Here is a 25,744-nt window from a genome sequence, read left to right on the forward strand (position 1 = left end):
TGATTGGGGGGGGGCAGGTCACTAGATACCCGGTCAATTTTCCGAAACGATAGTAATCTCAATCTTGCAGTCTACCGAGCACGAACGCCTCTAAAATTTTTCGAGCTTGAGCTTCCATCTGAAAAAATCTGGCGAATAATCAGCTCGCCTCGGTTTGGCTGGTAAGACCACAAAATCTCAGCGTCTCCGTTTCTTGTCCGCCACGGCCCATCCTTCGTCGCCCAAACAACCGAATCTCCTGATATTTTGCAGCGAAACTCCCAAAGGGTATTGTCTGACGGCCTAACATATGAAAGCTCAGTGATACCAAAGCTATTAGTGCCTCCACTACTGATGCTCGAATGGTATGGTTTCCCCATAACTGCTGCGATTGTGCCTTTACAAATATTAGCATCAGATATGATAGAGCGCCGCTCATTCTCGATGATGCCGCTGACAACAAAATAAAACGCACCAATGATCATAGCGCATACGATAATGGTCAGACCAAAGAACTTGGGCCATGACAACTCTCCAAGTGCGTCGACGATACCGCGCTTATCTCCCGTTTCTTCTTCCGACATCAAAGCTTCCTTCTAACTATCAAATTTCCCCGACCTCAATCAGCACGATGATGGCCTTGACTCAAGAGTTCCAAGAAAGCCTAACACTTAAGCATTTAATGGTCGTGCGCAGCATGACCTTTAAACGTCTGTTGGACTAAACCCAGTCGGTGGTTTCAATCTAGACCTGAATCACAGTGCGAACCCTTTTGGCCTTTTAACTCGCTGAGGGCTGGCATTCTTCAGGCTCCTTAATAAAGCCCGCATTTGCGACTGGTTTGGAGCGTAGTGGGAAATCGATCCTATAACATTCGCTTGTTAGCAGCCATGATAGGCGACCCCCCAGAGCTTTTCTTGAAACTCTGTATTTGGTGTGCTGAGAATGAGATTTTCTATCATGGCCTCTACAGTGGTAAAGGCCCATAGGGCTACGCTTTTCCTTAATAGTAAATCGATCGAATTGCAGTTGAAATCGTTTGTTTTGATTACCTTGGCAGCGACGAGATGTTGAACAAATTTAGGATGTTCATCTTTTCCCCTACTCTTAGGAGAATACTTTATTTGGTGTTGTGTGACGTAGGTATCCGGCTTATTATGCAAAACGAAGTTTCGAATGCTAACCAAGACTTTAAAGTTTTGATATGGCTGTTTGCCTTTATGCTCCGAAGATCCAGTTAGATGCAGTAGGGCGCTATGATATTTGCATTCGATTGACTTTCTATTTTTTACCATTCTTTTCATCATCTCCGCATATTTTATGAGATCTTCGTGGTTTCCTTTTAGGTAATGAACTATTTCATAGGACTCATTTATAAAAACCTCAAGTGCCGCACTGCTGAACATTATAGTAATCAAAGAATCATGAGGACTATTTTCTGAGTTTTCGAGTGATGACTTGGCAATATCAATGAGAATATTGGTATTTGGATTAAACGATCTTGTTATTGCCATAATAATAACCACTCTAATATTTGCAACTGGTAATAGTAATTGCGCAGCGTGCTTTATCATTGCAGAAATTTAATTGAGTCATTATCACTGAGGCTGATTCATCAATCGCGTTGCACACAAATTTATAAAACAAGAGCTTAGTCGAGCATGGCCATCTCTGCCACGTAATCATTCCGCGCCTGCAATTCGCTTCGCCATCCAATGTGGATGGAATGGCTGTACTTGGCCTGAGGCCCTGGCGGAAAGCCCTGACTCGAATGCTCGCTTTTGTTTAGCTGGGCCCGGAGTATGCCCTGGTTGCAAAGCGACGTTCAGGTTGGAGGGTACCGCCTTGTTAGGCGCCTGCTCGGACCAGAAAGTCGGGAGGCCGCTCTAACCCTCGCCCTTTTGCACCGCCTGTTCGGCTGCTTTTTTTTTGTGCCAATCAGTAATTAGGTGCTCAGGCTCATCTGATAGGCCAAGGTTTTTCATAATTTTCTGGTAAATTTCATCATCACTTTCATTTTTACAAGAGAACTTATCTTTTTTATCCTTCAGAATTCTCGCGGTATTTTTTAATATGCAAATACTCTTAAGCAACCCCAAGTAATCTCCAGGGTTTTCATTGGTTTCAATTCCGTGTCTTTGTCTAAGCATGTTTATTTTCTGATTTATAAATTGAACGGAAACCAAAATGTACTTTAATGCTTTTCGCTCTTGACTACTTACTTTTGGAAATATTTCGACGTAGTGTTTTTCGAGAACATAGAATTCTATTGGCCTAACGATTTCAACCGGAGATATATCGTTAACAGTCGCCAATTTTGCATGGCACGAAACGTAAATTTTCTGATAGCCTTCATATGTTTTTGAAATGTAATAGCTTGACTCATTGATAAAGTCGTCGAGCTCAAGATACACATTTTCAACCATTATTCTGACTCTCGCGGTATCTTTTCGATTCTCAATCCACGGGGCTAAGTAAGCTCCAATTAATACTCCGAGAATTCCAACGCCGTACTTTAGTAGTATTTCCAACTCCATACTCCAAATGTCTGTGCTACACATGCGCCTAACCGCAATTCGGCAGCGCGTTTTATCATTGCAGAAATATGGCTGCATCATGATTACTGACTTTTAACTATCAGTCGCACTGCGCATAAATCAATAAAACAATAAAACAATAAAACAATAGCTTAGCTGATCATAGCCATCTCTGCTATGTAATCATTTAGTGTCTGCAATTTGCTCCGCCAATCATACTGGATGAAATGGCTGTGATTAGCTTGGAGACTCTGGATGAAAGCCCTGACTCGAATGTTCGCTCTTGTTTAGCAGAGTTCAGAGGATGCCTTGGTCGCAAAGCGGACATTCAGATTGGAAAATCATCCTCGATGCTCAGCGGCCGGTTTGGAGGCGCTCTACGCCGGAAGACCGGTCCCGTGGAGGTCCGTTAGGGGCAGAGCCGAAATTTTCCAATTCTGGACGGATCTGAAACGGGGTCAGGGTCAGAATTTAAAAGTTGGCGGGCCAAAAATCTCGACGAGTGGCCTATTGCTTGTGTCTAGATTGTGTCTACGATGTATCTCTCTCAAATCATGCTAAACGATAATCCCAAAGAAACATCACGAATTCACCGCGAGAAATCAAATAAACTCACGACTGGAAAAGACACGGACACCCCTCCAGAATGCCGCCCAGGCCATTCGAGCGATACAGAAAAAAACGCGATTTCACAATGCCTTACAAACCTGTATGAGATAGTTGTGTAGCCTTAATAGCTACATGGTGGCCACAAGCTTTTAAACATGAAAACAGGCCCGTGAGAGTCCAGAACATCTCACGCTGCCCCCGAACAAAGGGCGATCATGCTGTGGCCAACAAAACAACGCGAGGGAACGGTAAAAGAACATGTGGCAGACCAAAGAGAACACGTACAGAGGTGCTGCATGCGCGCTCTCGCTACTGGCAACTCTGACGCTATCTGTAACGGGATGCGGTGGTGGGGGTGGTAGCTCGCCAGAGGCCAGCCAAAACAGCTCGCCAGTCGTCCAACCATCACTCGACAAAAACTACCTCTCGATTGGTGAAGGTGTCACAACATTACTTTCGGGAAGCCTGGAAGAAGCAACTCTTGAGAGCTATGACGCAGGCTCGGACCTTGAGCTCAACGTTGCTTTAGTGCCTGAGAGAAACGGACTTAGCATCGAGGCTCCTCATGTTGATTCGCCCAGGGTGGTAACCCTTTTGCTGGTTTTTGCGAATGGCGACTCCACATTCCATGAGGAAGTGTCCGTTCATATCCGCAACACTTCGGCTCAACAGCTTGAGCAGCAAGTCCGAAACATTATTAATGACAGTTTATCGCTTCTTGGTCTTGAGCAGGACCTCGCGCTTTACCAGTTCTCAATCGATTTCGCGTATCTTAACGGCTTGATTCCGAACTCAGAAAAGACCCAGCTGCTGAATGCGTTCACGCCAGAGCGCTCACCTGCGCATCTCTTATTGAAATCAGAGCTTTCCAAACTCGCAACAAGCTACTCGGATTACTCACAGGGACTGCTGAAAGACTCTGAACTTGAACAGACAGTAGAATCAATCAATGAACTCGCCAGGCAGCATGGCCGTTACGGCATCGACCAGCTCGCCAGGGTATCGCACTTCAGCGAGGTCATAGTCCCGACCCTGACCTCCGGCTCCATGGTCTTATCTGACGAAGCCGGTTTTTTCTCTCGCTTTGTCGGCAACCCTGAGTACGGGACATGGCAGGACGACCGTTTCGAGCTCACCCCTCCCTACGACAAAGTTTCCAGTCTGATAAGAAGCAAACTTTCACAGGACATTCGCTGCGATGCCATTTAACTCCCTATTGCGGTCACTGGGTTTACTGTTTTTTTCACTCACCGTCAGTGCCAGTGACGCACCTCGTCAGGTACATAAAGATTCTCAAGTCCAACAACAGACCGACGAAAAAATCTCATTTGTTGTTCGTTATGCTGAGGGCGAACTTTCAGCCCAGAGCGTTGGAAAAAAGAAGCGAACCAACGTGGTGTCCGTTTCCCCCGAAGATGCTGATGGGTATGCCGCCTACCTTGAGCAGCAACCCGGCGTGCTTTCTGTCGAAAGGGATCTGCCCGCCTCAAATCCCCGAATGCCCAAAGCACCGATAACGCTCCCGCCTGGCGTGATGAGCGCGCAATCAATAACAGATTCACCTAATGACCCGGGATTCTCAGATCAATATGCCTGGCAAGCACCGACAGATGCTTACCCTGGGACGCACGACATCCTTGCCGCCACGCAGAAGTCCATTCAGACCCGAAAGGTTCGCATTGGGGTAGCAGATTCCGGTTTTCACCAGGTCTCTGACCTGATCTACGCCGGAGGATACAATTTTTCAGAAATTGACGGTCCCGGAGCGGACTTTTACACCCCACAAATTGACCCGTCCTGCACTAACAGCCACGGAACAGCCGTGGCGGGAATTATTGCTGCAACGACCAATAATTTTAATGGCGTTGCTGGCATTGTAGATACCGAGCTTTATGCCGCTCGGGTGATGAGCTGCGGAAGCGGCTATCTGAGCGATCTCGCTTCCGGTATCTATTGGCTTGCAGGTCAGCCTACTGGCTCCGCTCCCACGCTTGCCGAACCGGTTGATATTATCAATGCTTCCATGGGTTCTCAGAGCTCAACCTGTCCTGCCTACCTTCAGGATGCTATCGATTTCGCAGTGTCCAGAAACATTCTGGTTGTTGTGGCCGCGGGCAATGAATCGATGGATGCAAGCAATTACACACCAGCAAATTGCAGAAACGTCGTTAGCGTTGGCTCCATCGACCGTAGAGGCAACCAGTCCGATTTCTCAAACTACGGAGCTGAAGTCGACGTTGCAGCGCTGGGTGAATTAGTTCGCACGTTGAATGGTGAAGGGAAGATCAGCCTCTGGTTTGGAACATCATTTGCGACTCCAAACGCTGCCGGCATTGCAGGCTTGTTGAAACAGCAGTCACCAACCCTGTCTCCCGATAGACTCGCCCTTCGTCTCAAAGAGGCTACCCGCTACCCCGAAGTCTTGAGCAGCAGCTCCTTCAAAGGCGGAATAATCGATGCAAATTTAATGATTACACAGTTCCAGCGAGAACTTTCCGAGACAATGCCCGATTTCAAACCTGCTCTGGCAAAGGCAGAGCGGTGCCATCGGTCAGCCTACCTTGATACTTCACCCGACCCAACGAAGCTTGAAGCCCTTTACGAACTAACCGCCGACAATCTGACACTGAATAATGATGACGAGTACTTTACGGTTTTTCAGTATTCCAAAAACCAACTGATCGAAGATGCAAAGGTTGTTAATTCGTCACGGGAATCAAAATTCCTGGTTCAAAACGTAAATCCTGGCGAAAACCGCTATCTGTTTGATATCTGCCAAAAGGATGGCACTGGCTGCGTATTCGGGCGTTCACTTGAGCTCATTACCGATGGAACAACGACTATGGCCTCGGCATGCGGCTCATGACAAATCTTCCGGGCTTTAAATGTTTAAGGCCGCAATTTCGAGTTAAATTTTCCAAGCGCGAGCGGCGATGTTCGGCCACATCCAGACTTTATGCAACGGAGTGAATGTCCAAAATCAGACACGGAGGACTTAGCATTGCTGCACCCCCTCTTGATTTTAAACGTTATTAATCAGCCAACTCCTTACTCAGGCCGCGTATAATAGCCTCTAGATCAGAGACGAAGCTGCCAAGTGTTTCAGGCTGCAAAGTCTTTCCGGAACCCGCAGCATTTTCAATATCATCTGCCATTCGTGCAACTTCGTGACTTCCAAGCGCCTTTAGCGCTGATTTGAGGCGATGTGCAATTTCACTTATTCGATACTTATCAGACTGTTCAATTGCTGCGTCAAGCGCATCAATATCTTGCCTCGTGGAATCGATAAATCCGCTAACCATGGGATAGACCGACTCTCTGTCACCAAATAAATCAATCATCTCCGAAAGATCATAAAGTCGGCCGTCTTCATGATGTTCGCTCCCGGCTTCTGTCATTCCCCCTGTGTCTTGTGAGATATGTTCGGTTCGATCGAATTTCCTGCTTTCAGGCAGGTACCGCGTGATCATGCCTTTCATCGTTTGCAGTTCCACGGGCTTCGACAGGTAGTCATCCATTCCAGCTTCTTTGCATTTTAGGGCTTCACCAGAGAGCGCATTGGCTGTTAGTGCGATAATGGGGGTGCGATCCATATCTTCCTCTTTTTCCTGTTTCCTGATCGCACTCACCAGCTCATAGCCATCCATTATTGGCATATGGATATCCGTAAAAACGAGCACATAATCGCCGGTCTGCCAAGCAGTGAGACCTTCTCTACCGTTCTCAGCAATTTCACAGAAATAGCCAAGAAGCATCATCTGCTGTTTGATAACTTGCTGGTTCACCGGATGGTCTTCGACGACAAGGATCAGTTGCTCGCACTTAATAGCTTCAGCCCGGTTCGCAGGAACAAGAGCACCCTCGGAGGCAACTTTGACTTCAGTGTCTTCAGATACCGCCCAGCCTGCCACGTCCTGGAGCGCACGAACGACATCGCTGGGGAGAAGTGGATTCCCGGAGAGGTTGAAAACGTCCCTACTGGGTGCCTCTCCACCCCATTCTGGGAGATCTTGCAAGAGCAGTGTTTTCCCATTGCGATTCTCACTGATCCAATCGGCCGCAGAACCCTGAACTTCGTAACGTGTTTTGAGAAGATGTTCCGAGATGAGGATGACATCAGAAGAGTCAGTCTGAAAAATCCCAAGCAATGCCTGCCTATCTTCGGCTTCTGCTGTCTTGTTGACACATTGCACACCCCACCTCTGGAAGTAAGCCGTTATAACTTTGCAGGTGAAGGGACTATCGGCGATGAGCGTTACCATCATGAGTTCGGGAAGCCTGGGGGCGGAAGCTTCTTCCACAACATCTACCACATGCCTGAAGGTCACCGTCGTACCCTTCCCTTCAACACTGGTCATACTGATTTTCGCGTTCATTAGCTCTGCAAGACGTTGACAGATAACCAGCCCCAACCCGGTGCCGCCAAATCTCCGCGTTGTTGACTCTTCAGCCTGGACAAAGGGCTGGAAAAGCTTCTTCTGGTTGGCCTCGGAAATACCAATACCTGTGTCGCTTACCCGGAGTTTTATAATCTGCTGTCCGCTGGCGTCTATAGGACCGGCCTCAGCAAACACTGAAACGTGCCCGGACTCGGTATATTTTATGGCATTGCTGATCAGGTTTGACAGGATTTGTCTGAGTCGAACCTGATCTGTCTTGGCAATGCGGGCAAGGCCCGGATCGATCCAGACCCTGAAGCCGAGCCCTTTGTTGTGAGCCGCTATCGCCTGGGAGCTAATGGCGGATTCGACAATACTGGCGATATCCGTGTTTGAGTATTCAATGTCGAGTTTGCCAGCCTCAATCTTCGAGAAGTCCAGTATGTCGTTTATGATCTGAAGCAGAGATTTAGCGGATCCCTCGATGACGTTGATGATTCGCCGCTGTTCTTTTTTAAGCTCTGAATGGGTCAGTAGTTCAAGCATGCCAAGAACGCCATTCATTGGCGTCCGAATTTCATGAGACATGGCGGCAAGAAACTGGGATTTTGATTGGGTAGCTCTTTCCGCATCATTTTTTGCTTTCTCAAGATCCAGAGTTCGTTTTTTCACCTCAAGCGCCAGGCCCTCACGCCTCCTTTGCTCCGAGATCCTGAGCCTCTTTTCCTGCTCGCGAGCGTACTTCTCATTCTCCGTGGACAGCCTTTCTGCTTTCAGGCGCTGCGTTCGTTCCTGATTTATCCGGTCAGCCAGACCTGCTGAGAACAGCAGCAGTTCCAATATGGTCCCGACTTTCATGATGTTCGGAGCCATTGAGTAGTCCACCAGAATGTCACGAGCACCCAGGGACGTCGCAAGCACTCCCATTAATAGGGTACCCATACCTGTCACGAAAAATATGGCGGGCCGATACCCTTGCCGCCACCTATACAAACCGACCAGAAGGACACCGAAAGCAGCAATTCCGCTGCCAGTCGTAAAAATTCGCGTAACCATCTTTATGTCCATAAACAAAAAGGCGACAGACAGCACTGCGAATGAATAGAACATCAGGTCAAGCAGCCGGGACAGGCGGGGATTTGTTTTCCTGACCTCCAGGTAGTGCACACTGAAGTGAGTCAGAAACGCGGCCATGATAAAGCCGAAAACGTATATCCGTTTGTTCTGCCACTCGAGACCTGCTGAAAACAAAGGACTCAGAAGCCCATCCAGAGAGGCCATAAACAAACAGTTGAACAGCACATAAGCAAGATACTTAATGTAGATGGCATCTTTGATAAAAAAGTACAAAAACAAGTTATAGAGAAACAGACCGAGAGCGATGCCGTAATAAAGGCCCATCCATAACTGCGACATGCTCGTCTGCTCAATAAATTCAGACGTTGAGTAGACGTACATGGGTATAAGCAGCGAGCTTGTTGACCTGACCTTCATCAGGACTTCAACCTGCTCTCCCTGATCTATCAAAATCTCGAAGACATGGTTTCTTGTGCGGAGCGAGCGGTCATCGTATGGATACCTGTCGCCGCTTGCCAAGGTTTGCCTGACGGTATCACCAGAAATCACGAACACGTCAAGATAATCTAAGGGCGGATAGGGCACTTCCAATATTATTCGATCGGAATTTGATCTGTTGAAGACTGGAAAATAAATCCAGTACTCACTGTCTGAATATCCAAATTGAAATCGCGTACCTGTGGATTTCTTAAAGCCGTCACGCCGCTTAATTGCGAGAGCATCCTCCGGCGTGAGTGATGAAGAGCTGTTTTCATAATAAAAAGCATCGACGGCGACATTCTGCCTTTCGCCGTCAATTTCGACGGCCTCTACCTCCAAACTAAACGGGAGAGACAGAACCACCAAAATCCAGAGACAATGCGCAGACAATCTGTTCCGCATGAGTGACCCTCAAACTGGTAACGGTAGCGTTATCGGTTGAGATACCACTCGATCGAATCCTTTCCCTTCATCGGCCTGCCGGTGTAGAAACCCTGGCAAATATCAACGCCCATACTCTTCATCAAGTCCCACTGTTCCTTTGTTTCAACGCCCTCGGCAACAGTCTTCATTTTAAACTGGCGAGCAAGACTTATATTGGATTCAACAATTGCTCGGGCATTGGGATTGCTCACGCTATCCTGAACGAAGCTCAGATCAATCTTCAGTTCGTTAAAGGGAATTTTGCTTAACTGCTGGATCGACGAAAAACCGGTACCAAAGTCATCAATTGAAACATTCACGCCGTTCATCCGGAGACGAGCTAAACATTCAGTCACCTTCTTTGTGTCGCTGGATACTGCGCTTTCCGTAACCTCTACAGTTATCAGTTCCGGTGGAACGCCATACCAATCAAGAAGTCCCATGATGCGCTTAGGGAGGTCAATGTCCGTCAGGTTACGCACAGAGAAATTGACTGCGACATTCACTCTTTTACCGATGTTCAACCAGGCCTTGCACTGGCGCACCGACTTTTCAAAAATGGCCGCCATCAGAAGATCAATTTCGGAAACGGTTTCCAGCAGGGGTATAAACGAGGCTGGGTTGATCATTCCGTGGGTGGGCGAATCCCAGCGGGCCAAGGCTTCTGACCCCACCCAGTCCCCGTCATCAAATCCTACCTTGGGTTGAAACCAGGGGGTAATTTCATCGTTCTCTAAAGCGGAAATTATCTGGTCAAACGTAAAGATCTCTGCATCTTCAAGTACTGCCGTACGGGCTTGGTCTTCACTAGCTGCAAGTATTTTTTTAAGGGCTTCCAGTTCAACTGGTTTCTCCAGCTTTCCCAGGACAGTAAAGCCGTAGGATCTGGCCATGCTCTCAACAGAGCTAACTATTCCCGCATCAAGTGCACTGGTAAATACAAGACTGGAAAAGATGCCTTGTTGGCTGGCATGTCTGATGAATTCAACGCCATCCATGCCTTCCATTTTCAAGTCACAGAATATAATGTCAGGCTCCACCTCTTTCAACAGATCCAAAGCCTGCCTCCCATCAGCTGCTTCCCAGACCTGCTCGATGCCAACTTTTTCCAACGCTTTCCTGAAATACTTCACCTGAAACTGATCGTCTTCAAGTATCAGCACCTTGGAATCCTGCATCATAATTTTCGTCCTTTTACGTCGGCCTCAATTGTGGCAATTTTTGTCGTGATCCTGTGAGTGGCCTAACTATTGCAGCGTCGCTGCTAAGATCATACTTTTTGCAATGCAAACATTTGAGGATATGACCTTTTTAGGTACTCGTAGCTTTTCGATGTTCAATTTAGCGATACCGGAAGAGCCTAGTGGAGCCGAGTGGCCCTGTCACCACGACATTGCATCGTTTTATGTAGCTTTTTTGTATCGAAGGCTTCGGAGCAATTTTACTTTTGACGCACAAATGTTTGGAAAGTAGACGCTGTAAACGCGATAGATCGTTGGGCCTCCCTACCGTTAACACGAAAACACAGCGGCTACCTTCGAGTGGTTACGAAGCGGCCGCGCAAAGAACGTCCGGCGGCCACCGGCCGCGAACTGCTGCGTTTCGTCAAAACACGATTCCTCGGCTTGAGAAAAATCCTATCTTGATCCGTCGGTTATCTCTTACCAGTTCAAGACGAGTTTTTCGTCCAAAACGCGGCTAGGTATGTCCGGCGGTATCGCCGGTCTGCCGGTCCTACACGAGACCTTGTAGCTTTCACATTTCGACATCTTTGTCTTCACCAACTGCCGAGCAACCATTTCACAAACCGGAAATCGACCTCGCCCTATTTAAGAGCCAACGATGTGATGTTTTGCCAAAGCTCACGTGGATTTGGCACCCGCTCACTCACACACTTAATTGACCCAAGCTCATTCTCATTCGTTTGAAACTAACAGATATCTTCAACATTCGGGGCTGTCGATCCGAGAGCTGAGGCAGGAGGCAGGAGGCAGGAGGCAGGGAAAGCTTACACATAGGAGGATGAAGGGTGGTCATTACTAGAAAAATATGGTTACAGAATAATTCCTCGTCTTTACAGATGGTTGGCGATTGATCTGCTCTAATTCAAGAACAGAAAAACAAACGCTTTGTTGGGATAGCAAAGAAACTGGCGCTGGAGCTTTTATGCCGAAATTAAAGTACTCAATCAAATTGATGCCATTCTTGATGGTACCCTTTCTCGTAGCCTGCGGCGGAGGAAGTTCAAGTACAGCGACAGATGATCCGACTTCGGATGCTGTCACCATTTCAGGCCAAGTCATGGATGGATATCTTCAAGATGCCAGGGTTTTCCTCGATTTGAATAACAATGGACTGCGTGACGCCTCAGAACCCGAGACTCGCTCAGGGGAGAATGGCGAATTCAGCTTTTCAACGACAGAAACCATTCCAGACGATGCTACTTTGATTGCAGAAGCAATTGCTGGTGTTACGATTGACCGGGATGACGATCAGGCGGTTCCCCTCGGTTACACTTTGCGATCGCCACTGGTCACAAATCCGGATGTGGTCTCCGCCCAAAATGCGAATGATGCCCAAGACATAGATTCCTATACCTCAATCATTTCTCCTCTGACCACCCTGATTAGTAGAGAAATGATCGCCAATGGCAGAACCTTCGAGGCGGCTGCTGATAAGGTCTCTGCCGATCTTGGGCTCAGCATCGCGCCAGAAAAAAATTACATGGAGCTGAAAGCCAGCGACGATCCTGAAATTGCAGGCAATGCCGAGCGCGCTCACCGCATTTCCCAGGTATTAGCACGCATTCAGGCAAAGCAAGAGGCCCAGTTTTCCGGATTTGATTTCACCATTGGCGGAGCGGACAAACTCTCTTTCCTCAATACGCTCACCGAAAACATACAGGCCGTTATTTCTTCGGTAGTCGCTGATGTAAACCTCTCGCTTCAGTCAGAAGATCCTTTCGATCCGGATTCTTTAGCAGAGCAATCAGGTAGTCAGCTGGTCACCACCATCGTTGCCGGTCCCGATACCTCATCGAATATATACAGCGGTGAGGTGACGTATGTCGGCTTCGTTAAAGGCGCTACAGTCTTTGTCGACCGCAATTTAAACGGTGAACGTGATGCCGGCGAGCAGTTCACGGTGACAGATGAAGACGGCAAATTCGCCTTCACGACCGGACTTGTACTCGCGGGAACTGAGATCGTTGCCAGGATCTCCCCGGAGACCAGCATCGATTCGACCGGAGCGCCCATCCCTGGCGAATTCACGCTCTACAACCCCATAGGGCTTTATCTGGATAATGACGCGTTCGAGTCTGGTTTAGGGATGCTCATTAATACCCAGCTCAGCCCGGCTTTAAACCTTGTTCCTCGCAACCCGGACCTGGAGGCTTCTGAATCTCAGTTTGCGGAGGCTGTTGGCACCGATCGGCAGAGTCTTCTCTTTTATGCTCGGCAGGCCCTTAGCCCTGATCGAGAAATTGCTGATGAAGGTTGGAAAGTGAGCCGAATCAATGCCGAAATCGCCGAGCTTTTTGTTCGTCTTGATGACGTGTACGGCGAAATCGATCTTGAAGCCAATAACCTGACGGACAATCAATACAGACTTACCCTTCGCTCTTATGTCACGGAAAACCTGCCTGAAATAGTGTCGTTTATCGAAACTTCATCGGTTGAACAGGTTGTGCCGGGCGAAGTTCTGGATTCGATAAACCTCGACCTGATTATTCCGGGTCTCTATGAACTCATTAATCCAGAAGATCCAGGAACTGAAGATCCCGTAGACGAAGAACCGGGCAATGAAGACCCAGGCAACGATATCGTACGTCCGGATTACACTCCCGGGCTCCGCTTATTTGCCTTGAGTACTGATTTCACGCAATCGTGCGCTGTATCTGGCGAGCGTGTTGACATCCATGATGGCGAAATGAACCTGGTAGAAACGCGCAGGACGGACAGCTCCGGAGCCGTTGATTTAAGTGATGTTCCGCAAAGTCAGTACGTAACGGTGTACGGTGCATCTGTTGGAACCGACAACGTACTTGTAACTTACAGCTCCAGCTATGAAATGAGCTTTATCGACGCCCCCCATACCCTCCAGCTTCAAGCTGAGCGTTTGTATGATGGTTCGCTGACAAACTGCGAGCCACTGCTCCTCGCACCGCCTGAAAATCCTGACAACTTCGAATTTGATATCAGTGTTTCCAACGGTGGAAGCTTTGACTTCATCGAAGGGTCATCCTCTCCTAATGGTTACGTGGGCTTTTCACAACAACCGACAGATGGCGTTCTTCTGGCATCGGCCGCTCAAAGCAGCGTTGCAACCATCCTGCTCTTGGGCAAAGAAGTCACAGACGGCAGCTTTAACAGCCTGCCAACTTCCTATTTCTTTCAGGAGGATGTGGATATCAGTGACGGACTGGTTCAGGCGACGATTGCTAACCCGGTTGAGAGCATCACCAAGCCTATCGAGCCGACCCTTACTCAGATTTCTTCTATGTTGAAGCCTCTTGATTCCAGGCCACTTCTTAGCTCACTTTTTACTTTTACGGGGGCTGAGGAGGCCAGCACAAGGATCTCCATACCCACGGTCATTCAGGGTCAGGGTATACTCCAGATTACGCGCCGCTACCGAGAGGATTCATTTCCCAGCACTTGGGTAAATCAGGTGTATGAGCCTCTCCTTAACGATGGAAGATCACTGACTGCTAGTGCCTACGCTGGTCTGAGTCCATTCTCACAGGTCGGCTCAGACTCCGATGCCAATGCCATGAGTTACAGCATAGGAGATGTTCCGTTCGATGCCTTTGCTCTTCGGTTAAACAGATCAGATGACGTTTACCCGTCAGCCGACTCAGATTTGGCGAACCGTAGCGAGCGATTTGAGCGGTCGGTTGTCACGAGCAACATGAGTGGCACGATCAACTTCCCCGACATCGTTACGGATGATGTTTATCTGGGAACGAGTATGGTTTTAAGCGTATTTTCAGCCGAGAATGCCAACAGTCTTCCCTACCCACTGGCTGAGCAATACGGCATAACATCAGGCGTCATGCCTGTGCTCGGCCTGGATCTGGAATACGCAGAGCAGCCAGAGTACCGAGGTCAGTCCGACTACAATGACTTGACCCAGGCCTTTTTAGAACGCCGATTCATCGAGTCATCGTTCCAGAAACTTAATTACAACGATCCGCTCGTATTTAATGCTCAATAATGAAAGTTGAAGGGCCAGCCTTCCGGGGCGGCTCTTTTTCCTTGATACAACATATATCTTGCACGGTGTGCACCTGGAGAAAAAATGACCTCCGAATCAATTGACAAACTCGAAGTAAAAGCCGACTCGCCTGACTTCTTCGACAAAATCAATCAATCTGCCAACCCTCGGAAATTTTTATTAACCTTTATATCTGCCACGCTTTCAACATTTATTCTTACAGGCGGATTAATCTACTTAGCCTTCACTTATAATTAATAAATATAAGGAAATAAGATGTCATTTATTCCGAGACTAGAAGACTACAAAAATATTGATGAAGTGACGGTTAAGTCAGGCTCCTATTCGAAAACCTATTACGGGCTGGATGCACAATACGCTGCCCTTGGAGATGCTCAGAGAACTACAGGGAAGCTCCTTGTCATAGTTATCGGATTCTGTCTTTATCTAATTTACGAATACATCCTCAAACCTATCCAGTCAGGCCTTGGTTACCTAGCACAGTTCAACGTTGAAACGCTGAGTGATGGCGCCTCATTTCCGACTATTCCTGCATTTATCAACCTAGTTTTCATCTCGGCCCTCGCTTACTTTTTTATATGGGCTCTGTCTTTCTTCAATAAGTTCCCGAACTACGCATCAAGAAGCATCTTGGCGCTCTCAATCAGTTTCATTATAGCTCTGAAAGATTATTCATTTTCTCTTTCGATATTGGGACCTCTTGCATCAGGCTATGAAAATCCTGGACAGATCTTTGTGCTAATGGGATGGTTTGGAATTTTAAGCTGGACAGTATTCATTATCGTTCGATTTTTCCGTTTCCGCTCATCTACAACAAGAAATCAGTCGAATAAAGAACAGTCAGATGACCTTACCAGCCCGGCAGATAAAGCCCGCAAACGGATCGCCATATCAGCGTTCTTAAATCGACGAATAACCCTATTCTTTATTTACTTTTTATTACTAATAGCTATATTTGAACCTAACTTCTGGCCACACATCCCTTTCGAATCCATGTTTTGGTCGGGCACTGCGTATAATCCGGATTACAACTCAACAAAAGATCTGTACTATGCAAATCTAGACGCTACGCCAAGCATTATATTGCGAACCGTTGCATCTTATCTTTTCTTGCTGTTTCTGGTGATCACGCTTCAAATAAGGTCTGCACGCCCCATGCATTGGACCGCGGGCTATACTGGATATATACCCCCAAAATACATTTATGGTGTTGCTCTGATCGGTGGCTTTTGCGCGGCGGTTTTTGCATTTACTCCGTACAATTACCCGGGTGAACAGAGCCAGATATTCCAAGCAGTTCCACCTATTTTATTTATTGGATTTTCTCTCTTCCGAACCGGCAGACAGTATTATCGCTTCATGAAGTTGGCCAGGGCGCATCATGGTCATTAAGGAATGCCGGTGGAGCAAGCATGTTGGTGCGCTATTTTCGTTGCGACTTGGCGTTCTATCTTTTCTGCAATCCTATGCAGCTGTCTCTAGCTCTGATATCGAGCCCTCAAGCCCGATACGCATTTCCAACGGGCCACTGTAGGTTTTATTCAGTTAGTTTCTCAGCGGCCTCTATGTCTTCTCGAGTCAAATCCAGCGCGTCTCCAAGATCGTTAAGGTGATGATTGCAAATGAGCTTTTCTGCCTCTGGCAAAAGAAGTTTTGCTGCTGGGAGGTCACCGGCCTCAACCAGGGTTGTTGCCCGAACGATGAGCAACCAAGCTCGGCGAGAATACCTTGCAGGGTGTTCTGCCTTATCCATTTCGATAAGTACCAACTCACCGTCATCCAACTCTATGCGTGCTTCCGGGTAACGCTCTAAAATCCTGAGCAAACGCGCGGACATGATCAGTGATTCGATTCGCAAGTCTAGCCGAGTTTCAGCCGGGAGTAGTGAAGGGTCAGCGGTAAGCTCTTTTGCTTCTCGCCAAAGCACAAGAGAATTCGAAAGGTCTTCAGCTTCCTCCAGGGTCTTAGCCAGATTACCAAGACTAATCGCGTAATCTTTTGCCCAACGCTCCGGGTCCAACTCATAGCCTTTGCGGCGGATCGACAGGGCTTGCTCGTAAAGCAGCAATGCCTCCGCTGCGAAACCTTGCTCGTCATACATAAACGCCAGGTTGTTCAGACTTGTTGCATAAGCTTTCGCCCAGCGCTCCGGATCTGCCTCGTAGCGCTCACGGCGGATTGACAAGGTCTCCTGGTGAAGAAGTAAGGCCTCTGTTTGATTGCCCAATTGCTCCTGGATATTCGCTAAATTGTTCAGGCTGTTAGCATAATCCTCCGCCCAGCGCAGCGGATTTGACTCGTAGCCCTCTTGGTAGATCGACCTGGCTTGCTCTTTCAGCGGCATTCCCTCCGCTGCGCGGCCTTGTTCATCATACGTAATCGCCAGATTGTCCAAGCTGCCAGCAAAAGCCTCGGCCCAACGGTCTGGATCCGATTCATAGCCCTCCCGGCGGATCGCCAGGGCTTCCTCATGCAGAGGCAGCGCCTCCGCGGCGCGGCCTTGTTGATTATACATAATCGCCAGGTTGCCCAGGCTGTTAGCGTAAACCTCCGCCCAGCGCTCTGGATCCAACTCATAGCCCTCTCGGCGGATCGAGAATGCTTGCTCATACAGCGGTAGCGCCTCCGACAGGCGCCCCAGCCTGTCATAGACAACGGCCAAATTATTCAGGCTGGTCGTGTAAGCCTCGTGCCAACGCTCTCGATCCGACTTATAGCCCGCACTGAAGATCAACAGGGCTTTCGAGTACAACGGTAGCGCCTCCAACGGGCTACCAAGACTGTCAAGGGTAGAAGCCAGATTGTTCAGGCTGCTCGCATAAGCCTCCTCCCAGCGCTGAGGGTCCGAATCATAGCCCTCGCGGCGAATCGACAGGGATTGCTCATAAAGCGGCAGCGCCTCCGCCGTGCGCCCCAGCCTGTCATAAACAAAAGCCAGATTGCTCAAGCTGGTTGCGTAAGCCTCTGCCCAGCGTTCTGGATCTGCTTCATAGCGCTCACAGCGGATTGATAGGGATTCCTTGTGCAAGGGAAGCGCCTCCGACGAGCGACCTAGAGCATCAAGGGTAGAAGCCATATTGTTCAGGCCCCGTGCATAGGCCTCCGTCCAGCGATCCGGATCCGACTCATAGCCTTCACGAAAGATAGACAGGGTTCGTTCTTCCAGGGGTAGCGCCTTCGACGGGCGACCTAGCTTACTATGAGTAAAAGCTTGATTGTTTAGGTTCGTTGCATACCACTTCGCCCAGCGCTCCGGAGCTAACTCATAGACTTCGCTGAGGATCGACCCAGCTTCCTCATAAAGCGCCAGGGCATCCGACAGGCGACCCAAGCTGCTATAAACAGACGCTAAATTGTTTAGACTGCCAGCATAATCCTCCGCCCAGCACTCCGGATCCAATTGATAGCCCTCGCGGCAAACCGACTGAGCTTGCACGAGCAGCGGCTGCGCCTCCGACGGGCGACCAAGCCTTTCATATGTAAAAGCAACACTGTTAAGACTGCCTGCATAATCCGCGGACCAACGCTTTGGGTCCGCCTCATACCCTTCAAGGCGTATCGACCAGGCCTGCTTAGCCAGCGGCAGCGCCTCATAAGGGCGACCCATCATGTTAAGGGTATAGGTCAGATTATTCAGCCTGATCGCATATTGCATCGCCCAATCACCAAGCTTCGAAGTCCTCCCACGCATCAGCTGGTACCAGTAACGACCAAGAGCCACCAGAAACTTCCATCGCTCAATTTCCAGCGCACCTTTATCCGTATCACTGCAGACGCCAAGTTTGGACTGAGCAGAAAACCAGACGTTGCCGCTGGCTTCGATTCGTTTAACCAGTTCACCAATCCCCTTTTCCAACTCCTCCGACGTCGGCCAGGCCTTGGTGACCAGCTGGGTAAACCGCTCCAGCAAAAACTGCTGCAGCAGGCTGTGTTGATGCACGTACCGGCTGGTGTTTTCCTCCAGCCGACGAATGATTTCATAGCCCCGTTCCAGCAGTTCATACTGAGCAGGCGTGAGACTGCCCTGCGCCTGCGCCTGAAGCTCTTGGAGGAAGGGTGCCAGATCCGGATGTTCCTGCATCGACATCTGCTGCAGGCTCTTGAGTACGTGCCCGACCAGGCCGGTCTGAAAAGGGCTACCTAGCAGGGGCGAGAAGAGCAGGCTGTAACGAGCGGTGCCGCCGAACTCCCCAAAGTATTGTTCAATCAGGTGCAGACGTTCTTCCAGGACCGCATAAGAGGCCAGATTGAACCGGGCGCCGCCAGCGTCCTGCCCGCTCTCAACCAGGTAGCTGGCCTGATAGGTGTCTGTGAGTTTTCTAAAGACCGTATCCAGAGACTCATTAAGGCCGGCGCTCTCTGGTGCTTTGAATTGATAACGATGGTTGCCCAGAGGTTCGATCAGCCTGGGCAGCTCGGGGTTACGCTTGTAGAACTGCGAATCGCTGATCACGTTCAGGGTTTCAATGGCGAACAAAGTGATAACGTCCGGGGCACTGTTTTCACCAGCCAGATTCCGGATGACGCCACGCGCGAACTGATCGGCCTGCTCTCTGGTCATGCCAACGTAAGTAAGCTTTATGAGGTTGGCGAGCATGGGCTGGTCCATGCCTTTCAGATTGAGGTGGCTGGCCAGTAAGAGAACTTCTTGCGGATCTGTACTGAATGGAGCGGTATCGATCAGCCCCAGTTCTGCAAACAGCTGATTCCGATGGCGATTCATCGCCGCGTGAGCTCCCGACTCCATCGCGGCGCTAAAGCTATCCGAGCCACGGGCAGTGGTAATGACGTACACCGGCAAGTCGGCCGGCCATTCGTTCATCAGGAACTCGGCGGTGAAGTCATCCATCCACTGCAGGTCGTCAATTAACAGGATCAGAGGGCGTGGATGGCTCACCGGCTGGCCTTCCACTACTGGTGTGCACTTGAGCGCCAATTGGCATATTTCGTTAAGGGCCAGCCGCAGCAGTTCATACTGCTCTTCCTTGTGATTGGCCTGGGAAGATTGGCCAAAATCCTCCAGACGCAGGCTGAGCGTGTCGTCCTGCTCGCTCCAGGATTTGGCGCTGCGCGCGACTTCAATGGCCGAATCAACGCCCACCAGTCTGGAAATCATCCTCCCTAGCTTTGCCCGTACCCGCTTCTTGGCTTCCGGATCGTCCGACCGGGCATCATTTGCAAGGGCCTTGGTCCCTTCCTTTACCTCTCGGCCAGTTCTGGCAAACCAGCCAACGCTTTCCTCATAAATCAGGTTAAGCCGGCGAAGCTCATCCACAATTGAGTTCTTGAGCGAGGCCAGGCCTGTGGCCTGGGTACTGTGCCCTGTCTGGTTGAGCATTCTGAGGGTGGCAATGCTCAACCTGGCTGGATTACTGGTGTCGGAACGAACCTGCTGGATGAAGCGGTTGGCGAGGGCGGTTTTGCCGGTGCCAGGTTCGCCCTTGATCAGGGCCCAGGTCTGTGTCCCTAAGCTGTCTGGTTCCTTACATATCGCATTCCAGTCCTGCCACAGGCTATTGAGCTCGGCCTCCCGGCCCACGAATGTGCTGGCGCGGACGGCCGGTACGGGAATGTCGGAGTCCAGGCGTTCCAGAAGGCTATAACGGGAGGCCATCATGCGCAGTCTTGAAATAGCTCGCAGTTTTTCTTCGGTGGCGTTGTCTTCCACTGTGTCGTGGGGCTGTGGGCCGGTAAAGGTGAGCACCACGCTGATGCCAGCGGTCTGAACCCTGCTCTGTTCCAGATCATCCGTGTGGTTCACCTGACGCAGGTCTTTTTCCAGCGAGACGAGCATAGCCAGCAGAGCCAGGGAAGCGTCATCCAGTTGCAAGGGATCTTTAACCACAATGACTTTGGGCGCGCCATCGGTGGTCACCATAAACATTTGAAGTGCTAATTGCAGGACCTCGTGGCTGGTGACCTTTTCACTCAGGCGGGGTGCCAGCTCTTTCAGTCGCTTGCGGGCGGGCCGGGAGAGATACATCTCGTTATCCGAAGAGAAATGCCCAGTAACTGCTTCCGCGCCTGTTTCACCCACGGTTTCCAGAAGATCGCCACTCTGCTCGGCCACCGTTTCTATCCCCGTCTCAAAGGCGGAAGCCATGAAATCTGACGCACTGCCTGTCCACTCGGCCAGGTAATCCATCATTTTCTCGGCACCCACATTCAGGCTCTCGCCAACCGTATCTCCTAGTCCACCCCCCAGAGCCTGGCTCAGGCCAAAGCCGGTCAGTTTTTCCAGTATTTCCCGTTTGTGGATGTCATCGAATTCCTCATCCAGGCTGTCAAGCAACGCGCTAAAAATGGATATGGGGCCCTGGCTTTCCGTTTCACCTACCACCAGAACGTTGGTTTTGCCGTCTTTCGCCCCGACATCAAAAACCTTGGCACTGGCATCACAAACCGTTCTGAACGCATTGGAGCCCTGATTCGACCAGGTAGCCAGATCACTTTGCAGAACTTCGATCAGCAGCGCCTGCTGCTTGGCCTTTGTGAGGTCTTTAACCAGGTTGGACAGACGGTTTTCAGGCATGGGTGCGCTCCGGCGTCTATTACCTATTAATCGATCGAGGCGGTTTGGAAGTCATCATAATCAAGGCTCTTGACGGCGGCGTTCACACTATCGTCAAGCTCTGGAATTTGAGGAAAAAGAGCCTCAACAAGCTCGAACATCGCAACTCTTTCGAGCTGATTGACCATAAAACCGCGGGCGAGTGATTTGAGATCAGCACCATTGAGTTGCTTTGGTCCCTGGATCTGCTGCGCCAACTGGAACGCTGGCGTTGAAATGCCGGAACGCATAATGCCCTCTGCACTAAACATCCAGTCTGCAGAGCCCAGAAAGGACTCTGGAACAAAGCCCCACTCCGAGTCAGGTTCCGGTATAGCAAATAGCGTACAATTGGAAGTTCGCTTAACTCTCAAGGCCTCTGATGCGAGCGCAAGGGCTTGCTGGTCAAATTTCATTTCGCCTTTATCCGTTCTCATGCTTGTCGTCCCAGCCGTAGCTCATGATTTTTGGATGATTTTTAATAAACTCCAAAGTTTCTGCGTCATTATTAAAGCGTCCAGTTTCATAGATAAGGTCCAGAGCTCTCGATATTCTCAGAAAGTTAAAATCATCATGGAAGTCTTTAATTTCTGGATGAGCTTCGACCCATTGCTCCTGGGTTATAGCTAGCAGCCAAAACAGCGGACGCCACCAAGCATAGAAGAAATCACAGTTTTTGATAATATCCTTGCTATTTACTTTGAACGTGAGAATTGAGAAAAAGTTGACAAGTTCATCCAGTTTAAACCTGGCTTTCTGCTCTTCTTTTTTAAAATCTTCCATCGATTCACATTGAAATATGTCATTTAGCGAATCGTAAAATTTTTCATCAAAAGGAATTTGACCAACAACGAAGAGCCTGCTTACAACGAAGTCGCAGTAGCGTTTATCTCGAACACACCCTATCAAGACCTTCATTGAGTAGCTTTTGATCGTTTGAAAATATTCACTGCAGAATGTCTGATACAGGTCGAGGACGGCTTTCTCTTTGGAATCTGCAGCCATCATCTGGTTTGCTTCTGAGGTTCGACTCAGCTCTTCCCTTGTGTCTTTAAGCTCCTCGATCTGAAGGTAGACAGTGATAATCACGCCACCAAAAGCCAGGCCGGCAAAAAGAGCGTTCAGGCTATTAAATACATCGTTGACAGGCTGATTTGTGAATTGACTGATCTCCGGTGTAAGTGAAAAAAACCACCCACCAATCCATATCCCCAGAATTATGAAGATGACTGGAAAAGCAATTTTGTACCCTGTCTTTTTATCCATTTCTTAAACCAATCCCTTAGTTCTTTGCAATTTAATAAAATTGAGTCAAGAGTCTCTGACTTGCTGCCTCCCAATCAGTAAGCCAACCACTGCTTATTAATGTCGGCGAACAGGTCATCAGTCATCGGATTTCATGCCTCGCTATTGTTTTTGTTGCGGCTTCGGCGAGTCGCTGCGACTCAACTCGTCTTTCAGGCGCTGCTCCTTGAAAGCCAGCATCAGACTCTCATCTCTCTTGCCGGTTAAATGGCAGCACAGCTTTCTAATCTTCAATTTCCACAAGTCGCTGCGGTTGCTTTTAAGTCGAGACATCAGAATTTTCCGTGTTTGGCAGGACGAGGTAGTGCACCGGAATTCATGACCAGGCTCACCTGGGCCTGATGCTCATCAACTAACTCCTGATAGATTTCACTCAGTTCTGCCTGGGTTATCTGTCGATCGCGAAGGGCGTTGCTTATTTTTTCTGCCGTATCCGCCTGCCGCGACTCCAGTTGGGAATAGGATTGGATAAGGTCCTGTTTCTCTGGCTGCCAATCCAGTATCGGAAGCGGCCCCAACCGATACCCGAGACTTTCGGCAAATGCTTTTGCTAAGCCGCGGCTCTGGTCCAGAAACAACAGCTTGAGGAAGTTCGGAACTGACAACAGGGGGCATCGATCGGATTCCAGGGCAGCGCCGAGCACACGGTGAGAAAGGCCGTTGAGAGATGAACCCTGCTGCCTCAGGTTTTGCAACTTTACTCGGACATTACACTGAAAAATTTCATAGCGTTTCCTCCAGTCTGCATCGGCATCAACAATGCCGCCCCCCTGCCTGGCGAGACACGCCTGCTCAAGCTTGAACAATAGCGAGAGGCTTTCACAAAAATCTTCGTAGATTTCTCTGAGTAAAGATTGGCGGGCACCATCGACCGTCTCCTTCGTTGTCCTGTTGATAACCGACACAAGAAGGTGTTGTGTTTCAGCTAGTTCACCGTTGCGATCACTGAAAGCCCCGAGCAAGTCCGCCTGAGGATCCTCGGTGAACAGGGGCAGTGGTGCAATCAACAAATCCAGTTGCCGGCAGATCGAATGGAGTACAGGTTTGTTATTGATGAGATCCAGAACACTCCAGAACTCGTCCAGTCTGAGGTGATGAGTATCGGTGGAAGGAGTGAGTGCATTTTGAAAAGAACCGGCAGAAGTTCTTACGGGCCGCCCTTGCTGCAACATATCCCGATGTAACGCCGCAGCCTTCCGACCACAAGAGTTCAACGCGGTTCTAAGCTCCAGAGATACCTGATAATGCCATTCGTCCAGCGTAGCCCAGGTAAGCATAGGTACCCCTATTTAGTCCTGGGTAGAAGTTCAAATACCTGCTCTATATACCTTCGTTCCGCGTCCACGATCCGGCGGGCAAACATTTCATTTGCCCCATTCCCCATGTCAGCAGGACACGTGGCAGCAATTTCCAGGCATGCCTGGAAAAGCTTCTCCCTCTGGTAAAGAGAATCGGTTGTTGCCTTTTGCTCATTATTGCGTCTGCTAAGTAGCTCACTAGCCACCTCAAAAAAGGGCCAGAGTGTGCTCGGATCCGGTTTTTGCGCGACAAATGTTCTGTCAAAAATGTCGATATCTGCCTGTGAGACGACTTCCATTCCTTCAGCGAGTTCAGCAAGCGCGCGGCAGTGCTCCTGTATGATCACCTGAAGCTTTGCCCGCTCGGGGATCTGATTTCGACCATCTGCCCACATAACCTGAACAACAGGAATAACCGGGGCAAGGTAGATCAACGAGGGAGGGAGGTCGTGCTGCGACAGCAACGCTGCAAAACGGGACTGCGGCATTCGTGAATTCCTTTGTGAAACTGGCCAACCCTAATCGCACTTGATTAACGAAGGTTAACACTAGAGCACATAAGCTCCATTTCAAAGCTGAAATCCTGTTCTTTTTCAAAAAACTACAATTCGAATAAAAATTTTGACCAACTTCCTTTCTGAAAAATTGAATGGTATTTCAACACCAGAAAGCAAAGAAGTCATATCCTCCTGCCGGACTACCTCGAAAATGGCGAATAGAGGCCCTTCGTCATCCAACAAAAGACAGTCGCATGTTTTGGATCTATCGCTAGGAGGGCCAAATGAGCCGGACTCTACCCCGTTACTGCTCCCTTCTAAACGTGCCACGGGTTCTACCCCGTTCCCACGGACGGTTTTAAAACGGGACTTCCCATCGTGGGGCAGTACAAAGGTCCGCTTTCCAATGAAGCGTGCCTCTTTAGCGCGGGCTTACCAATGTTCGCTTTTGTTTAGGTGCGGACAATTTATGGTCACACTACCACGAAAATAACGGCAGACTCCCTTGGCCGACAGGAGGAGGCGAGGGGCACTAACCTTTCCACTCACAGGCTTTTTTTAGATGGGGGATCGACCGTTGCATAGCATCCGTTTCCTTCCAATCACGCTCGTAGAGAATTTCAATTTCTACCGCTTTATATTCACGATAACTAAGAAGGTCCCCAAGTTCGTAAACAACACAGGTGCAAATCTGTTGGTTGACCATTTCTTCGATGTCATTCTCAAACTCTAATTCAGCCAGGCAAACTTGAGCTAATTTGTACATGCTCGTAACCTCCCTGACCGTCTGCATATCATAATGAACGTCGTTATCGACAATATTCGCCGTACGGCCAAGACTAGGCACTACCGCGGTTCCAAAAAAAAGAGACACTACCGCAGCTTTCATAAGATATTTCATAGTGAATTCCGCTCTTTTTTCGATTCCTTATTGACCGCATCCTCAAGCGTGACTTGAACAATGCCACGAAGCACACCACCCTGAGTGGCCAGAATTTCTCTCGGGAAGATCACGGGCCAAAAACAAAATCCGAAAAATCCTGCGCCAATCACCATAATCATTGGTGGTAATACCACTTCAACGCTTCCTACCATGAATTCAGGATTGTTGTCGGCGCTAAGCTCAGGCGTCACGAGCAGAATCGTCAAAACTGCGGCAATGACGCCTACCGCACGGATAAAGCCGCTCGCGTAATGGCAGAAAACACTAAATCCTAACGCCAGCGGTACTGCCAAAAACACACCAACCACAGCCGCTTCATTAATCCTCAGGCTTGGAAACAGCAACGCATCGGTCACAAACCACGCCCAGAGCGCCATCCCCAAGGTCGGAGCGATAACACATTTCATGAATCCCAGTGTGTAAAACATC

At 49.2% G+C, this 25,744-nt stretch carries 17 protein-coding genes; 4 read left to right on the forward strand and 13 right to left on the reverse strand.

All coding sequences use genetic code 11. The features are described from left to right. Positions 1–71: 71 nt before the first annotated feature. The 3 genes from QPL94_RS20210 to QPL94_RS20220 all read right to left on the reverse strand — a co-directional run bounded on the left by QPL94_RS20210 (position 72) and on the right by QPL94_RS20220 (position 2,510). A complete protein-coding gene (locus QPL94_RS20210) occupies positions 72–563 on the reverse strand; it encodes a hypothetical protein (protein WP_285359689.1) in 492 nt (163 codons plus the stop codon). 297 nt (positions 564–860) lie between these two features. Beyond that, entirely contained in the window at positions 861–1,493 is a 633-nt protein-coding gene (locus tag QPL94_RS20215; RefSeq protein WP_285359690.1) for a hypothetical protein, read from the reverse strand. Positions 1,494–1,865: 372 nt separating this feature from the next. Further along, positions 1,866–2,510: a hypothetical protein gene (locus QPL94_RS20220; RefSeq protein ID WP_285359691.1), complete on the reverse strand. Its 645-nt coding sequence runs from the start codon at positions 2,508–2,510 to the stop codon at positions 1,866–1,868. Positions 2,511–3,383: 873 nt separating this feature from the next. On the opposite strand from QPL94_RS20220, the gene QPL94_RS20225 reads away from it, so the two are divergent. Both QPL94_RS20225 and QPL94_RS20230 read left to right on the forward strand, forming a co-directional pair. Further along, on the forward strand, positions 3,384–4,334 hold the full coding sequence (locus QPL94_RS20225) for a hypothetical protein (protein ID WP_285359692.1): 951 nt from the start codon (positions 3,384–3,386) through the stop codon (positions 4,332–4,334). After that, positions 4,324–5,991 carry a S8 family peptidase gene (locus QPL94_RS20230; RefSeq protein WP_285359693.1) on the forward strand — a complete coding sequence of 556 codons (1,668 nt, stop codon included), beginning with the start codon at positions 4,324–4,326 and terminating at the stop codon, positions 5,989–5,991. Before QPL94_RS20225 ends, QPL94_RS20230 begins: the two co-directional genes overlap by 11 nt. 166 nt (positions 5,992–6,157) lie before the next feature. On the opposite strand, the gene QPL94_RS20235 is transcribed toward QPL94_RS20230, so the two are convergent. Continuing rightward, positions 6,158–9,463: a 7TM diverse intracellular signaling domain-containing protein gene (locus QPL94_RS20235; RefSeq protein ID WP_285359694.1), complete on the reverse strand. Its 3,306-nt coding sequence runs from the start codon at positions 9,461–9,463 to the stop codon at positions 6,158–6,160. Between the two features lie 29 nt (positions 9,464–9,492). Continuing rightward, complete coding sequence (locus QPL94_RS20240) at positions 9,493–10,665, reverse strand: EAL domain-containing response regulator (protein WP_285359695.1); 1,173 nt, start codon at positions 10,663–10,665, stop codon at positions 9,493–9,495. A gap of 985 nt (positions 10,666–11,650) precedes the next feature. Here QPL94_RS20240 and QPL94_RS20245 point away from each other — a divergent pair. Further along, positions 11,651–14,701, forward strand: coding sequence for a hypothetical protein (locus QPL94_RS20245; protein WP_285359696.1), 3,051 nt, complete (start codon positions 11,651–11,653; stop codon positions 14,699–14,701). A gap of 276 nt (positions 14,702–14,977) precedes the next feature. Beyond that, positions 14,978–16,114, forward strand: coding sequence for a hypothetical protein (locus tag QPL94_RS20250; RefSeq protein WP_285359697.1), 1,137 nt, complete (start codon positions 14,978–14,980; stop codon positions 16,112–16,114). A gap of 145 nt (positions 16,115–16,259) precedes the next feature. On the opposite strand, the gene QPL94_RS20255 is transcribed toward QPL94_RS20250, so the two are convergent. The 8 genes from QPL94_RS20255 to QPL94_RS20290 form a co-directional block, all read right to left on the reverse strand. After that, the gene (locus tag QPL94_RS20255) at positions 16,260–21,254 is read right to left on the reverse strand and encodes a tetratricopeptide repeat protein (protein ID WP_285359698.1); all 4,995 of its coding nucleotides are present in this window, start codon (positions 21,252–21,254) and stop codon (positions 16,260–16,262) included. 26 nt (positions 21,255–21,280) lie between these two features. Continuing rightward, complete coding sequence (locus QPL94_RS20260) at positions 21,281–21,709, reverse strand: hypothetical protein (protein WP_285359699.1); 429 nt, start codon at positions 21,707–21,709, stop codon at positions 21,281–21,283. Further along, positions 21,696–22,538 (reverse strand): hypothetical protein, encoded by an 843-nt coding sequence (locus QPL94_RS20265; protein ID WP_285359700.1) that lies wholly within the window; start codon positions 22,536–22,538, stop codon positions 21,696–21,698. Before QPL94_RS20265 ends, QPL94_RS20260 begins: the two co-directional genes overlap by 14 nt. A gap of 141 nt (positions 22,539–22,679) precedes the next feature. Continuing rightward, entirely contained in the window at positions 22,680–22,850 is a 171-nt protein-coding gene (locus QPL94_RS20270) for a hypothetical protein (RefSeq protein ID WP_285359701.1), read from the reverse strand. Then, the gene (locus QPL94_RS20275) at positions 22,850–23,854 is read right to left on the reverse strand and encodes a phage regulatory CII family protein (RefSeq protein ID WP_285359702.1); all 1,005 of its coding nucleotides are present in this window, start codon (positions 23,852–23,854) and stop codon (positions 22,850–22,852) included. The genes QPL94_RS20270 and QPL94_RS20275 overlap by 1 nt, the downstream gene beginning before the upstream one ends. A gap of 8 nt (positions 23,855–23,862) precedes the next feature. Then, positions 23,863–24,363, reverse strand: coding sequence for a hypothetical protein (locus tag QPL94_RS20280; protein ID WP_285359703.1), 501 nt, complete (start codon positions 24,361–24,363; stop codon positions 23,863–23,865). Positions 24,364–24,904: 541 nt separating this feature from the next. Beyond that, complete coding sequence (locus QPL94_RS20285; RefSeq protein WP_285359704.1) at positions 24,905–25,273, reverse strand: hypothetical protein; 369 nt, start codon at positions 25,271–25,273, stop codon at positions 24,905–24,907. Then, positions 25,270–25,743: a hypothetical protein gene (locus tag QPL94_RS20290; RefSeq protein WP_285359705.1), complete on the reverse strand. Its 474-nt coding sequence runs from the start codon at positions 25,741–25,743 to the stop codon at positions 25,270–25,272. Before QPL94_RS20290 ends, QPL94_RS20285 begins: the two co-directional genes overlap by 4 nt. Between the last annotated feature and the right edge of the window lies 1 nt (position 25,744).

The organism is Marinobacter sp. SS13-12 (genome assembly GCF_030227115.1).
In the GTDB taxonomy this organism is placed as follows: Bacteria; Pseudomonadota; Gammaproteobacteria; order Pseudomonadales; family Oleiphilaceae; genus Marinobacter.